Source organism: Embleya sp. NPDC025285, assembly GCF_055558835.1.
In genome coordinates this window covers 26,877-41,151 of sequence record NZ_JBVHLU010000047.1, presented here as the reverse complement: position 1 = coordinate 41,151, position 14,275 = coordinate 26,877, and the positions used below count along the sequence as shown (strand labels likewise).

Annotated in this window: 9 protein-coding genes; 2 read left to right on the top strand and 7 right to left on the bottom strand. The window is 71.6% G+C overall.

Features of this window, described 5'->3' with window-relative positions:
* Positions 1-1,407 precede the first annotated feature (1,407 nt).
* Entirely contained in the window at positions 1,408-3,201 is a 1,794-nt protein-coding gene (locus ACZ4FV_RS28255) for an ATP-binding cassette domain-containing protein (protein WP_465323566.1), read from the top strand.
* A 108-nt stretch (positions 3,202-3,309) separates the two neighbouring features.
* Here the strand turns inward: ACZ4FV_RS28255 and ACZ4FV_RS28250 are convergent, their stop codons facing one another.
* From ACZ4FV_RS28250 to ACZ4FV_RS28235, 4 genes are all read right to left on the bottom strand, one after another.
* Complete coding sequence (locus tag ACZ4FV_RS28250) at positions 3,310-4,458, bottom strand: Rv3169 family protein (RefSeq protein ID WP_465323565.1); 1,149 nt, start codon at positions 4,456-4,458, stop codon at positions 3,310-3,312.
* Positions 4,459-4,638: 180 nt separating this feature from the next.
* Entirely contained in the window at positions 4,639-5,568 is a 930-nt protein-coding gene (locus ACZ4FV_RS28245; protein WP_449763831.1) for a 3-oxoacyl-ACP reductase, read from the bottom strand.
* A 145-nt stretch (positions 5,569-5,713) separates the two neighbouring features.
* On the bottom strand, positions 5,714-6,790 hold the full coding sequence (locus ACZ4FV_RS28240; protein WP_395869455.1) for a Zn-dependent alcohol dehydrogenase: 1,077 nt from the start codon (positions 6,788-6,790) through the stop codon (positions 5,714-5,716).
* A 1,130-nt stretch (positions 6,791-7,920) separates the two neighbouring features.
* The gene (locus ACZ4FV_RS28235) at positions 7,921-8,781 is read right to left on the bottom strand and encodes a MaoC/PaaZ C-terminal domain-containing protein (protein ID WP_395869457.1); all 861 of its coding nucleotides are present in this window, start codon (positions 8,779-8,781) and stop codon (positions 7,921-7,923) included.
* A gap of 147 nt (positions 8,782-8,928) precedes the next feature.
* On the opposite strand from ACZ4FV_RS28235, the gene ACZ4FV_RS28230 reads away from it, so the two are divergent.
* Positions 8,929-9,633: a PaaI family thioesterase gene (locus tag ACZ4FV_RS28230; protein ID WP_395869459.1), complete on the top strand. Its 705-nt coding sequence runs from the start codon at positions 8,929-8,931 to the stop codon at positions 9,631-9,633.
* Positions 9,634-9,769: 136 nt separating this feature from the next.
* Here the strand turns inward: ACZ4FV_RS28230 and ACZ4FV_RS28225 are convergent, their stop codons facing one another.
* The 3 genes from ACZ4FV_RS28225 to ACZ4FV_RS28215 all read right to left on the bottom strand — a co-directional run bounded on the left by ACZ4FV_RS28225 (position 9,770) and on the right by ACZ4FV_RS28215 (position 13,842).
* Positions 9,770-11,344 carry an ABC transporter substrate-binding protein gene (locus ACZ4FV_RS28225; RefSeq protein WP_465323564.1) on the bottom strand — a complete coding sequence of 525 codons (1,575 nt, stop codon included), beginning with the start codon at positions 11,342-11,344 and terminating at the stop codon, positions 9,770-9,772.
* Positions 11,345-12,649: 1,305 nt separating this feature from the next.
* Positions 12,650-12,754 (bottom strand): DUF397 domain-containing protein, encoded by a 105-nt coding sequence (locus tag ACZ4FV_RS28220; RefSeq protein WP_402229633.1) that lies wholly within the window; start codon positions 12,752-12,754, stop codon positions 12,650-12,652.
* The gene (locus ACZ4FV_RS28215; RefSeq protein ID WP_402229506.1) at positions 12,733-13,842 is read right to left on the bottom strand and encodes a helix-turn-helix domain-containing protein; all 1,110 of its coding nucleotides are present in this window, start codon (positions 13,840-13,842) and stop codon (positions 12,733-12,735) included. The genes ACZ4FV_RS28220 and ACZ4FV_RS28215 overlap by 22 nt, the downstream gene beginning before the upstream one ends.
* Between the last annotated feature and the right edge of the window lie 433 nt (positions 13,843-14,275).

The following is a 14,275-nucleotide window of genomic DNA, read 5'->3' as shown; positions in this document are numbered from 1 at the left end:
GCTGGCACGGGCCCGGAATCGCAGGGGTTCTCCGCGACCGCGCCGGAGGGCGACTCGGACGCGGCTCAGGCCCTCAGCCGCAGTAGCCGACGACGTATCTCGTGGGCAGGTGCGGAAGCGGAAGGGCTCCCGGCCGGGCCAGCGGAGGACGCGGCCGAGACCGCCGGCCGGGGTGGGCAACGGCGGCGGCTGTTGTGGGCGGGCGGCGGCTCGGAGCCGGGAGGACTCTCCGCACCTGCACCGGAGGAGCACGCAGGCGCGGGCAAAACTCCTGGTCGGGGCGGGCGGCGGGTGTTGTGGGTGGGAGGCGGAGCGGAATTCGGGGATGACTCGGTGCGGGCGGACGCGGACGCGGCTGTGACGACCGAACCCGTCGCTCGCGGGCGCCGATGGCGGACTCGGAGGGCCGAACGGTCGAGTCACCGGGCCGCCGTGGACGCCCCGCCGACCGCCGGGCCCTCGGCCGAGATGTCTCGACGCGATGCGCCCTCGGCGGTAGGGAACCCAACGCAGGCTCCGCCCGGCGGCAACCCTGGCGCCGCCTTGGACACCCCGCCGACCGATGGGCCCGGGATCGAGTCGTCTCGATGCGATGTGCCTTCGGCCGTGCGGATCCCGGCGCGGGATCTGCCGAGTGACGAGCCGGGCGCTGCCCTACACACCCCGCCCGTGATCGAACCGTCCCGACGCGACATAGCCCCGGGCGCCGCGATCCCGACCCGTGTGGACACCCCACCCGGCGGCGGAGCCGCGATCGAGCGGACTCGATGCGATGTGCCTTCGGCCGCGGGGACCCCGGACCGTACTCCACCCAGCGACAGCCCAGGCGCTCCCGCGCACACCCCGCCCTCGATCGAGCCGCCCCGACACGACGTGCCCTCGCCGCCGGGTCCGGTTGACGGTCCGTCGGGCGACGGTCGTGTCGGCCGGGGTGGGCCCGCTCGGCATCGGCGGCGGGGCGATGGTGGGCGTCAGGGCGGAGCCGGCTCCGGCGTGCGTGCGGCCCGCTCGTGGTGGGGACGGGGACGAGCGGTGGGCGTCCGCGATGGTGATGGTGCTACGGACGACGCGGGAGGCTCCCCCGGCGACTCCTCGCCTGGGCTTGGCGACTCCCCTCGAGGATCCGACAGCTCTCCGCAACCGCCCGAGAACTCCGCACAGTCAAGCGACGTTTCCCTGCCCGGACTCGGCAGTTCCGGTCATGGACCCGGTAGTTCCACACCCGGATCGGATATCTCCCCGGACGGGCCGGACGACTGCGCGCCCGCATCCGGCACCTTCCCGGACGCGCCGGACACCTCCCCGCCCGAATCCGACACCTCCCCGCACCAGGCCCACAACTCCCGCCAGACCCCCCGCGCCCCCCGACCCCGTCGGCGGCACAGTGCCGGCCCCTACGGTGGTGGGTTGCGGGCTGGGCAGGCGTTGTTGGTGGGGTTGTTGCGGGCACGGCGGGCGGCTTTGGGGCGGGTGCTCGGGTGGTCGGTGGCGGAGGGGATTCCCGCGCTGTTGTCGGGGGCGTTGCTCGCCGCCGCGCTCGATCGCGGGTTCCTGGCCGGGCGGCTCGGTGTCGGGTTCGTGCTGCTCGGCGTGCTCGCGTTGGCGATGCTGATTCGGGCTGCCGCCACATACGCGATGTTCCCGCACCTGGCGGCCGTGGTGGAGCCGATCCGGGACACCCTGGTGCGCCGGGTGGTGTCCGACGCCGTGCTGGACGCGACGTCCGGGAGTCCCGGCGCGGGGATGCGCGCGGACGCGGCGGTGGCTCGGCTGACCGAGCAGGTAGAGAGCTGCCGCAACCTGACCGCGTCGCTCCTGCGTACGCTGCGCCAGCTCGGCGTCACGATCGTGGCCGCGCTGCTCGGCCTCGCCGTCCTCGCGCCGATCCTGCTTCCGCTCGTGTTGATCCCCCTCGGTCTGGCCGTGTGGTTGTTCGTACGCCTGCTGCCGCCGCTGGCCCGGCGCCGGCGCGCCCTCGTACTCGCCGACGAGGAGATCGCCGCCCACACCGGCCGCACCGTCGCCGGTCTGCGGGACGTGGTCGCGTGCGGCGCACAGGAGCGCGTCGTGGCCGAACTGGGCGCCGAAGCAGACGCCCGCGCACGCGCCGCCAAGCTGCTCGCCCGCGCCTCCTCGCTACGGCTGCTCGTGGTCGCCCTGGGCGGCCAACTCCCGCTGCTCGCCGTGCTGATCGCGGCACCCTGGCTGGTCCGCGACGGCACCCTGAGCACCGGCGAGGTGGCGGGTGCCGCGTTGTACCTGGCCCAGCACCTGGAGCCCGCCGTGCGAGCCGCGACGGCGACCGTGGGCGGCTGGTTCCTGGAACTGCTCGTGGTCGCCGGCCGCCTGGCCCAGACGACCGAGCCCGCGCCGATGCCCGCCGCCCGCCCCGCGCCCGCCCCATCCGGCTCCGGTGGTCTCGTCCTGGACCGGGTCACCTTCGGCTACGGCCCGTTCGCCGAACCGGTCGTCCGTGACCTGACGATGACCGTCTCCGCCGGTTCGCATCTCGCGGTGGTCGGACCGAGCGGCATCGGCAAGTCCACCCTCGCCGCCCTGCTGGCCGGCCTGCTGGCGCCGGATCAGGGCAGCGTCGCCCTGGCCGACACCCGGCTCCCGAACTGGCCGGAGCCCGCGCTGCGCGCCACGATCGCGGTGGTCCCGCAGGAGGCGTACGTCTTCGCCGGATCCGTGCACGAGAACCTGAGCTACCTCGACCCGGACGTCGTGCGCGCCGATCTGGACCGCGCGGTGCGCCTGGTCGGCGCGGCCGAACTGATCGCCCGGCTCGGCGGCTACGACGCGCGGATCGCCGACCCGGGCGCGTTGTCCGCCGGCGAGCGCCAACTGATCGCGCTGGCCCGGACGTACCTGTCCCCCGCCCGCTTCGTGATCCTCGACGAGGCCACGTGCCACCTGGACCCGCCCACCGAGGCGCTGGCCGAGGCGGCGTTCGCGACTCGCGCGGGCGCCCTGGTGGTGATCGCACACCGGATCGACTCGGCCCGCCGCGCGGACCGCATCCTGCTCATGGACGGCAACCGGCCGACGCTGGGCACCCATCACGAACTGCTCGCCGAATCGGCGCTGTACCGCGATCTGGTGGGCGCGTGGGAGCAACGGCCGACCGACCCGGTCGGCTGGTTCGAGCGCAAGCCCGTCCGCGCCGAGGAGAACGCGCGGGGCCGGGTCCGACGCTGACCCGACCCGATCCCGCGCGCCGCCGGGCGGTCCCAACCCGGGCTCCGTCCCACGCACCGTCTCGGGCGCCGTCCCACGCGCCCTCTCGGGCGCGTCCAGCCCGCCGACTCAGGCGCCGTCGAGGATCTCGGTGAAGCCGTACGGCTCGTGCGGGCCAAAGAACAACTGCTCGGCCACCCCGACACCCACCCGACCCGCGCCGGTCAGCTCGGTCACCCGGATCACCTGCTGCTGGTGCTGGCGGTCGAACTGCAGCGGGTCGACCTTGTCCAGCTCCCAGCTCTCGTAGCCGACCTTGAGCTCGCCCTGCCAGACCGCGTGGCCCCACTCGGAGTGCAGGTAGCCCAGGCCCGCGAGCAGCCCGCGGGTGCCAATCGGCTCGATCCGGTAGGCGAACGGCTCGCCCGCGCCGTCGGTCATGTGGAACTCGCCGCCCTGGATGCGCCGGGTGCCCGGGACCCAGGTGAGTGCGTGGTGATGCGGCGTCAGCTTCTCGAACACGGGCTGGTCCTCGGGGACCGGAACATCCGCCGGGTCGGGCAGCGTGCCCAGCGGTGTCGCGGCGACCCGCTTGCCGTCCACGTGGTACATGTGCCCGTCCGCGCGCTCGAAGGAGGCCCACAGGCTGACCTCGTCCGCCCAGTGGATCGGTGTCCACAACCACAGGATCGGATTGAACGGCTTGGGCGCGCCGCCCTCCCGCTCGCCCACCGGCCGCACTCCCCACGAGCGGTCCCGGGTGCCCAGTGTGGTCGCCGGGTCGATCTCCAGGATCCGGCCGCCGGGCAGCGTCACCGTCCCCGACCACACGCCGAGCTGGGTCAACCGGGTCGAGTCCATGATCACGTGGTGCCCGTTGCGGGTGGTGGTGCGCTCCTCCTCGATCGCGGCGGCGCGCGCGGTGAAGGTCAGGTCGCAGCCCAGCCCGTGCTCGTTCGGTTCGACGTACACCCGCAGCACCTTCAGCGGCGTGCGCACCTCGATCCCGACCGGGCCGACGGTGAGGTCGAACCGGTCCAGCGGCGCCCGGCGGGACGCGTGCAGGCTGTGCTGGACGCCGTCCACGCTGATCGTGAAGTGCGCGTCGGCGACGAACCGGTTCGGGTACAGGCCGTGCGAGAACGCGAAGTAGAACGCGCCGTCGCGGGCGTAGCCGTTGAACCAGTAGCGGTCGTACGCGTTGCGGTCCGAGGTGGCGGGCGTGGCCACCGGCTCGGGCGTCTGGTGGATCGGGAAGTCGTCGGCGGAGGTCAGCACGGGGAGCCCCTTCTTGGTGCGGTACGAGAGATACCCCTCGGACCGGCGGCCGGCCGGCCGCGGCCCGATCGCGGCGATCCGCGCGGAGCCCTGCGCGGCCGCGTCACGACACGTGTCAACGGTGCGGGCGAAAGCGGGGCCGGGGGCGATTCCGCCGCCCCCGGCCCCGCGGATCGGGAATCAGCGCGGGTCGCGCTTGAGGAAGAGCAGGTCGTCGGCGGTGTAGCCGGCGCCCAGCTTCTTGTCCGCGTAGTGCGCGGAGAGCACCTGGTCCAGCTCGTCCGGCGTGAAGGTGGCCTGCTTCGAGTCGAACTTGGCCTGGAGCGTGGGGCGTTCGATCACCGCGACGAAGCCGCCGTGCACCACGAAGGCCTGGCCGGTGATCTGCTCGGCGGCCGGGCTGGCCAGGTAGGCGACCAGCGGCGCGACGTGCTCGGGCGCCAGCGGGTCCATCTCGCCCTCGGCGATGTTGTTCGCGCTCTCGCCGAACACGTGCGTGGTCATGCTGGTGCGCGCCCGCGGGCAGATCACGTTGGCCCGCACGCCGTACTTGACCAGCGCGTTCGCGGTGGACATGGTCAGGCCCACGATCGCCGACTTGGCCGCGGCGTAGTTGGGCTGCCCGGCGGAGCCGGCCAGCCACGCCTCGGACGCGGTGTTGATCACCCGCGCGTACACCGCGCCGCCGCTCGCCTTGGACTTCTCCCGCCAGTACTTCGAGGCGTGGTGGGTGGTGTTGAAGTGGCCCTTGGCGTGCACCGCCAGGACCGAGTCCCACTCCTGCTCCGTCATCGAGAAGATCATCCGGTCGCGCAGGATGCCCGCGTTGTTGACCACGATGTCGATCGAGCCGAAGGTGTCGATCGCGAGCTGGATCAGCTTGCCCGCCGCGTCGAAGTCGGAGACGTCGCCGCGGTGGGCGGCGGCCTTGCCACCGGCCGCGACGATCTCGGCGACGACGTCGTCGGCCGGGTTGGGGCTGCCTTCGGGGGCGAAGTCGTTGATCACGACGGCCGCGCCCTGCTTCGCGAGTTCGAGGGCTTCGGCGCGGCCGAGGCCCCGGCCGGCGCCGGTGACTACGGCGACCTTGCCATCCAGCGACGTGGTCATGCGGTAACTCCCGTGGGGTCGGTGGCTTTGCTGCGGTCGCGTCTTGGTTGGCGTGGGCGTTGTCGTGCCCACCCGCCCACCCGTTGTCTCGGGTGGGCGGGCTGCGGATTACGGCGCCGCTTGCTGGGGCTCTGGTGCTGCTCGGTCAGAGGGTGACGATGGTGCGGATCGACTCGCCGCTCTTCATCAGGTCGAACGCGTCGTTGATGTTGGCGAGGGTGAGGCGGTGCGTGATCATCGCCTCCAGGTCGAGCCGTCCGGCCCGCCACAGCTTGGTGATCCGCTCGTACTCGGAGACGATGTCGCCACCGCCGTAGATGCTGCCGATGATGCGCTTCTGGTCGAAGAACAGCTCGAACATGTTGAACGAGACGTTGTCGTCCATCGCGCCCGCGCCGACGATGATCACGTCGCCGCCGCGGCGGGTGAGGTCGTACGCGCTGCGCGCGGTGAACGACTTGCCGACCACCTCGAAGACGTAGTCGAAGCCCTGATTGGCGGTCAGGTCGCGCTTGGCGTCCGCGGCCTGGTCCGGGGTGATCGCGTGCGTGGCGCCGAACTGCTTGGCCCACACGTGCTTGGACTCGGCCGGGTCGATGGCCACGATCTCGGCGGCACCGGCCGCGCGCAGACCCTGGATCACCGCGATGCCCACGCCGCCGGCGCCGATCACCGCGCAGGACGCGCCCGGCTCGATCCGCGCGCTGTTGAACACCGCGCCGACACCGGTGGTGACGCCGCAGCCGATCAGCGCCGCGATCTCGTACGGCACGTCGTCGGCGACCTTGACCGCGCACGGCGCGGCGACCACGACCTCCTCGGCGAAGGTGCCGGTGCCGGTGAAGCCGTACGACGGGGTGCCGCCGAAGGTGAAGTTCTGCGTGCCCGCGTTCATGAAGCCGGCCAGGCACAGGTTGGACTGGCCGCCGCGGCAGTAGTTGCACACGCCGCACGGCGGCGCCCAGCAGATGATCACCCGGTCACCGACCGCGACGGTGCTCACGCCGTCGCCGACCTCGACCACCTCGCCGGCGCCCTCGTGGCCGGGGACGAACGGCGCGGGCTGGGGCAGGACGCCGGTCATCGCCGACAGGTCCGAGTGACATACGCCGGTCGCGTGCAGCTTGACCCGCACGCGTCCCGGGCCCATGCCCACGGCCTCGACGTCATCGCGGACGTCGAGCTTGTCCTGGCCGGTCTCGTGCAGAACCGCTGCGCGCATGGGGGCTCCCTCGTCTTTCTGCGAACCAATACTTGGCCCGGTCAAGAACTATAACTTGTTCTCGTTTTGACTCAAGACCAATGACACGGTCAAGGTATCCGCCCCCACGAGAAGGCGAAAGGCATCGGACCCGGGACAAGGCAAGGTCACACACCCGACCGTCGACCACTCGCCGCCCGACGCTGCGCTCACGAGCACGAACGACGTGGGGCGGGAGCACCGTGGGCGCCGCGGGCGGCGGGCGGCGGGCGCCGCGGGCACGGCGGGTGCGCACGGCGACGGGGCGGGTGTGGCGGTTCGGGTGTGGGCGGGCGAGGCGCAGGCGTGGCGCCGAGCGTGGGCGGATGCGGGCGGACGCGCGGCGTCGTCAGTGCGGGCGGCAGCGCAGGCACGCTGGGCGCGGATGAGCGCAGGGCACGCGCGGCGGATGCGGGGCGGACGGGATGGCGGGGGCGGACGCGGTGCACCCGGGCGGGCGCAGTAGCGGACGGGGCGTGCGGGGTCGCGGGTGCGAAGGCGGGCAGGCGGGTGCGGGTGCGGGTGCGGGTGCAAGCAGCATGCCGATGCGGTCGCAGGTGCGGACGGCGCACGCACAGCGTGTGCAGGGCGGACGCGACGGTGGACGGGGCTCGAAGTGACCCGGTCGTCGACTGCGCGGGGGCGATGGCGCGTACAGCTAGGACAGGCGCGGAGGTGGGGACCTGGGAGGGCTCAGCGGCGCGCGCCCGCGCAGTCGAGGCGAACGGGGCGACAGGTGCGGGCGGTTTGCCGGCGTGGGCTGCGGTGTGTGGGGCGAGCGGGCATGCGACGGCGTGGAGGGGAACGGCGGTGGGACCGGGCGGGCGCAGTGGCGGGCGCAGGCGGCGCGGTCGGCGCGGCGGCGGGCAGCGGCCGCACAGGGGCGAAGGTGGCGGCGGGCCTGTCGCTCGGGCAGGCACGGCGGTGGGGCCGGGCGCGGCGAAGACGCTCGGGCCGGTGATGTGGGTCGGCCCCGGGGCGGGGCCGCGGGTTCGGGCGCGGGGTGGGGCGTATCGCGTGGCGGAGGGGTGTGGCGCGGGGCGCCGGGGTCGCGAGGTCGGGGCGACCTCGGGTTCCCCGGCGTACCGCGCCGCTTCGGCAAGGACGCGTCGTCAGGACGTGTACTCCACCACCGTGTCGGAGAGCACGATCGCATCGTCGCGCTCGACGGCGGAGGTGTTGATCAGCAGCTTGCCGTCCTCCTCCCAGACCCGGACGCGCATCGTCTCGCCCGGGAAGAAGATGCCGGCGAACTTGGTGCGGTAACGCTTGACCCGCGAGACGTCGCCGCCCAGCACGTTGTCCACGACCGCCTTCAGGGTCAGGCCGTACGAGCACAGCCCGTGCAGGATCGGGGTGTCGAAGCCGGCCGCCTTGGCGAAGTCCGGGTCGGCGTGCAGCGGGTTCCAGTCGCCGGACAGGCGGTACAGCAGCGCCTGGTCCGCGCCGGTGGGCACATCGATGGTGTGGTCGGCCGCGCGCTCGGGCACGTCGATCTTGGTCACCGGCCCGCGCTCACCGCCGAAGCCGCCCTCGCCGCGCACGAAGATCTCGGCGCGCGAGTCGTACAGCTTGGTGCCGTCCTCGAGTTCGGCCGACGACTCCAGCACGATCACGGCGGCCTTGCCCTTGTCGTACACGTCCGCGACCCGACTGGTCGCCTTCACGCCCTTGGCCTTGGCCGGCAGCGGGTTGTGCACGACGATCTCCTGGCCGCCGTGCAGCACCGCGCGCAGGTTGATGTCGATGCCGGGCAGCGCGGAGAGGCTGCCGCCGACCTTGGTGCCCGCCACCGTCGCGAAGGTCGGCAGCACGTGCAGGTTCTTCTCGTACGTGTAGCGCAACTCGTCCGCGCCCGTGGCGGGCGTGCCCGCGCCCAGACCCAGGTGGTAGAGGATCACGTCCTTGTTCGACCAGGCGATCTCACCCGTGCGGGGCTCGGCTCCGGTGGCCTTCGCGGCATCGATCGGCATGACGTCTCCTCTACTGTGACTGCGATTCCGTACGACGACGGCGCCGCCTGCGACGGCAGCCCGTCAAAACTAGAACTCGTTCTCTTTACATGCAATGATCGGCCATTCGCCCGGCCGAAGCCAGGCCACTCCGACCCAGGAGCCGTCATGACCGCCGCCGCCCGCGAACCCACGGACACCCGCGAGCCCGACGAGGCCCTCGCCCCACCGCCGATACCGGACGACGTACTGCGCGAGTTGCGCCTGACCTGGACGCCGCGCCCGGACCCGGACAGCGCCGGACGCGCGGCGCGACACCGGCTGGCCGAGGCGACCCGCCGCCTGATCGAGGCGGTGAAGTCGGTCGACCCGGAGGGTGCCGAGAGCACGCTGGAAAGCGTAGCTGACGATGTATCAGATTTGGCCGATCGCATCGCCACACTGGCCCGTGTGGGCGAGCGCACACCGACCTCGCGCGATCTCGCGCTGCACGAACGCGGCCCGCTCGTGGGCGCCGCGAACCCACTCGCGCCGCCGCTGCACATCACCGGCGACGGGCAACTGGTGCGGGCGCATGTGACCTTCGGCGCAGCGTACGAGGGGCCGTACGGGCGCGTGCACGGCGGCTATGTCGCGGCGGCCTTCGACGAGGTGATGGGCTGCGCGCAGTCCGGCGCGGGGGCACTCGGGATGACCGGGTGGCTGACCGTGCGGATGCGCCGCGCGACGCCGCTGTACACGCGCATCGACTACGAGGCCGGCGTCACCCGCGTGGACGGGCGCAAGGCCTGGGTCACCGCCCGGTCGTACGCCGACGGCGAACTGGTCGCGGACGCCGAGGCGTTGTTCATCCGGGCCGCGCCGCGCGGCTGATCCGAGCGGCCCGCAGCCGCTTGGGGCCGGGTGCAGCCGGCCCGGGTTCACCTGAGACGACGTCAGGGACGTACCGTGGGTACGTCCCTGACGTGGCGTCACTTCACTGCGTCGGCCCGGTCGGCGTCGGGTGCGACTACTTGAGCGCGATCCGGTCGAAGAGGATCAGGCCGTCCTCGAACAGCGCCAGGCCCTCGATCTTGGTGTTCTTGCCCTGGACCGCCGCCGCGAAGGACTTCTCGTAGGAGAAGAACGGGACCTCCTTGACGATCTCCGCCTGCACGCTCTGGTAGGCGGCCTTGCGCACCGCCGCGTCGTCGCTGTTGCGGGCGTCGTCGAGCGCCTTGTCCACGACGGGGTCGTTCCACTTGGTGCGGTTCTCAGAGCCCTTGGAGTGGGTGAAGTTGTACAGCACCGGCTCCGGCTCGTCGAAGGTGATCACGAACTCCGAGGCCTGGAAGTCGTTGTTGATCAACACCTTCTGGATGTAGGCCGCGCCCTCGAGGAACTCGGTCTTCATCGTGATGTTCTTCATGTTGCCGATCTGGGTGAGCCAGTACTCGGCCGTCAGCCGCGCGCTCGCGCTGCTGTTGGTGGTGTACGTGAAGTTCAGCGGCTTGCCCTCGGCGGCCAGTTCGTCGAGCAGCTTCTGCGCCTCGACCCGGTTGTTGGTGGCGTACACCGCGTCCGGGTTGGCGAACGGCGACGCGGGCTGGAACAGGGTCTTGAGCGTCTGGCCCGGCGAACCCTGGATCGTCTGGTTACGGTCGTCCGGGTTCATGATCAACGCGAACGCGCGGCGGGCGCGCGCGTCGTTGAACGGCGGCTTGGACGTGTCGAACATGGTCATGAAGCCACCGCTCTTGGGATCGAGGGTGACCGTCATGCCGTCCTTGCGCGCCTGCTCGGTGGACGGGAAGTGCGCCGTCGTCATGAGCTGGGCCTGGCCCGAGGACAGCGCGGCCAGGCGCTGCTTCTGGTCCATCACCGGCTTGAAGATCAACTCCTTGAGCGCGGGCTTGCCCTGGCTCCAGTACGAGTCGTTGCGCTCCAGCGTGAGCTGCGAGTCGCGCATCCACGTCTTGAGCTTGAACGGGCCCGCGCCGACCGGCTTTTGCGCGAACAGCTTGGGGTCCGCCTTGATCGCCGTCGGCGAACCGATGAACGCCAGGTTGTGCGCGACGACCAGGTCGAAGTGGGCGTTCGGGGCGGGCAGCGTGACCTTGACGGTCTGCGCGTCGACCGCGTCGAACTTCATCCCCTTGACGGCGGTGAACTGCACCGACCGGTTCGCCGGGTCGGCGTGCCGTTCCCAGTTGAACTTGACCGCCTCGGCGTCGAGCGCGGTGCCGTCGGAGAACTTCACGTTGGGCTTGAGCTTGATCGTCCAGACCGAGTTGCCCTCGCCGGCGGTCGCGCTCTCGGCGATCTGCGGCTCGGCCTTGCCGGTCTTGGGGTTGATCCAGAAGAGCATGTCGAACACGGCCGCGGCCTGATTGCCGCCGGTCAGCGACGACACGGTGGTCATGATCGGGTCGATGCCCTTGGCCTCCTGCGTGATGAGCACCGTCATCGAGCCGGAGGCTCCGCTGCCGGCGTCGTCGCCGCCACCGCACGCGGTGGCACCGAGCGTCAGGCCGGCGAGGCCCGCGAGTACGCCCGCGCGGCGCACCAGGCGGGTTTTGAGGGGTGTCGAGTTCACGGTTCGCACGGGACGCTCCTGCGTTCGGGAAGCACAAGGCACGCCGTCCCGGGAGCGGGGTGGCGTCGTTTCCTTGATCCAGACGTGGATATACGGCCACGGTAAGGAGAAATCTGACGGTCCGTCAAATAACAATTCCGCACCGTCCGTGACGGTACCGCAGCCCCAATCCCCAAATTCCACCGACCGAAGTGACTCTCCGTCAGTTTTCCCTGACCCGCCGACCGATGCCCCGATATCCCCCACCTCGGACCCCTCCCCCAAGCCACATCACGCACCCCGGAGCCAATTCACGCACCATCCGATTCACGCACCCCAGTCCTGATCACGCACCCCCCCGAAGCCCGCGGAACACGAGATGGACCACACCGGGAGGCGGAGCGGGCCGGCCGGGGCGGGCGGCGCGGGGCCGGGCCGAAGCCAGGGGCGGGCGGCACTGGGCCGGGCCGAAGCGGGAGCTGCGGATTCGAGGCCCAAGGCGCACGCACATCGCAGCGCGCGGCGGAGGCGGCACAGGGGTGGAGACGGGCGGAGGGGAGACGGGGACGGGCGGAGCGGGAGCCGTCGATCCGAGGCGACGAGGCCCACGCTCAACGCGGCGCGCACAGGAGCGGGCGCGGCACGGGCTGATCGGGGCGGGAAACGGGCCGGGATGGGGTGGGGCCGAGGTGAGGCCGGAGCTGCCGATCCGGGCCCCGAAGCCCACGCGCGGCGCGAGGGGGCGCGGGGAACGGGCCGGGGTGGGGTGGGCCGGAGCTGCCGATCCGGGCCCGAAGCCCACGCGCGGCGCGGGGCGGGGCGGTCGAGGGGGCGGCCCGGGAACAGGGCCGGGCGTGAACGGGGACGGGGTGGAGCGGGCTGGGGCCGAGGCATGCCGGCGTCGCTGATCCGACCACGGGACACGTTCGACGCGTCGCGGGCATGGGGAGCACGGGAACGCGAGCGCGCGCGGGGCGCAAGGAGCACCGCGCGCTTGAGCTACACGTCGGTGGCGTCACCCGGCTTATCGCCGGGTACCGCTGCGGCGGCCCCCTGGGCGGCGCAGCGCAGCGCTCGACGCCTCCGACGGGACGAATGTTTGTCGCCGGTTCGGGGCCGGTGACCGGTCCGCGTTCGGTGCTTCACCGCGTCGCCAATTGCCTGATCCGCGAGTTCGGTTGCGGCCGGGCCCACTACCTGCGCGTGATCGCGGAAGGAAGACTCCCACCGGGCCCGCGGGCCCTCAAGCGGCGCTCTCGAACGTCATCCGTCGAATCGTGAAACGAGATCGACGCGACCGGCACACTGCGGCCGCCTGACCCACAAAGGCGCCGATCAGCGACCGGCACGCTCTATGAGGTGAGCCCACGCGGCCGAGTTGACGGCGATCACCGGCGAGTCGGCGACCTTGTTGTCTCTCACTCCGACGAACGCTCCCAGAACCGCGACCTCGACACAGTTTTCTCCTCCGCTGTGGCTGCTGGTCGTCCATCGCCCGCGAGCATCCATGCCGTCTCCAATTCCGCGAGCCTCTGTGCAACGAGATGCATCGACTCGTCGGCCGTGAGTGCTGCTGCCTGAAGTCGATCGTAGGCGAACGCGTACGCCGCGAGACATGCCGGCCGTGAAGTCCACGAAGCCCCGGTGAGGGCCTCGGTGTACACGACTCGCCTGTCTCCGAGGTCGAACAGCACGAACGGACCTGCCATGCCGGGATGACCACCGGCGGAGAGCGGCATCACCCGAAGTTCCACATGGGGCAGCGCAGACACCGTGACAAGCAAATGAGCAAGCTGATCACGCAGGATCGCCTCGCTGCCGACGGAACGATGCAGGACGGGCTCGTCGATGATGTACAGCAGTGCACGAGACCCGTCGGAGCGCGCCGTCAGGTCGGCCAGCCGTTCGGTGCGCCTACGTGCTCGCCGAATGACTTGATCCTCGGGCAGCGCGGGCACGAATGCGCGAATCGCCGCGACTGCGTACTCATACACCTGAAGAGGCCCAGGGATCAGACTGGACTCGTACGTGCGCGTGACCACCGCGCGTTGTTCCACCTGCACCAAGCGGTCGACGCGAGCGGCTGACCCTTCGTTCGGGTCGGTGCGCCACCACCCCGACTGCTCGCCCTCGTGCAGTCCTTCGACGATGTCGACGACCTGGGCGCTCGCGATCTCCTCCTCGAACCGGCGCGAGCCGACCGGTGGCGAGAAGCCAAGCATGGTCAGTGGCAGCCCGAACAGTGCCTCCAGGACCGTTTGGTAGTCGCTCGACGGCCACGGCGGCTCGGCACTCTCCCAGCGCCGGACCTGACGCACGCTGACACCGATGCGAAACCCGCATTCGACCGCCTTCTGCTCGAAGGCGTCCGCGAGCCGCTGCTGGGAGTGCCACCCACGCTGGTGCCGCGCGGCGACGAACGCCGGGTTGCCCGGCTCGATCAAACGTTTCACGACGCCCCCAAGATGATCACCAAACACACGGTAACCACCTTGATCCGCCCATTTCGCCGTTTCATGCTTCTGCACAGGTGGCGGATGGTGGCGACCCGCAGCCCGGCGCGGTTGACCGGCCGTCCCGATCGCCGATCCGGGGTCGCGGTCCAAGCGACCGCACCTTCTCGCCCCGGGCATCGATGTGGCCCAACACGTCGCCGAGCGAGTCGGGCGGGAGCCGGGTACACAGGCTGGATCAGGTTGACCGGCAGTCGATCCGTGAATGCCGGCTCGTGCCGCACCCGGCCCCGGCGGCGCGGCAAGGCTCACCGCCGCGCCCCTCGCACGGCGCGGACTCCCACCGCGCCTGCGACGGTCGAGCCGACTCCCCGACGACAAGCAACCGCAAGGCGCGCAACCAACACTCGCCGCCCGCCCCGCGCGGAGACGCTCGTCCGGTATGCGGCTGCTCCGACCGACACCCGCCTGCTCGGCCCGCGAACCCGTCGGAGCGCGCTGCCGATTG

Excerpts from the sequence above, each read along its gene's own strand:
- ACZ4FV_RS28245 (WP_449763831.1), bottom strand. The coding sequence starts at position 5,568 with ATGACCACGTCGCTGGATGGCAAGGTCGCCGTAGTCACCGGCGCCGGC.
- ACZ4FV_RS28240 (WP_395869455.1), bottom strand. The coding sequence starts at position 6,790 with ATGCGCGCAGCGGTTCTGCACGAGACCGGCCAGGACAAGCTCGACGTC.
- ACZ4FV_RS28235 (WP_395869457.1), bottom strand. The coding sequence starts at position 8,781 with ATGCCGATCGATGCCGCGAAGGCCACCGGAGCCGAGCCCCGCACGGGT.
- ACZ4FV_RS28230 (WP_395869459.1), top strand. The coding sequence starts at position 8,929 with ATGACCGCCGCCGCCCGCGAACCCACGGACACCCGCGAGCCCGACGAG.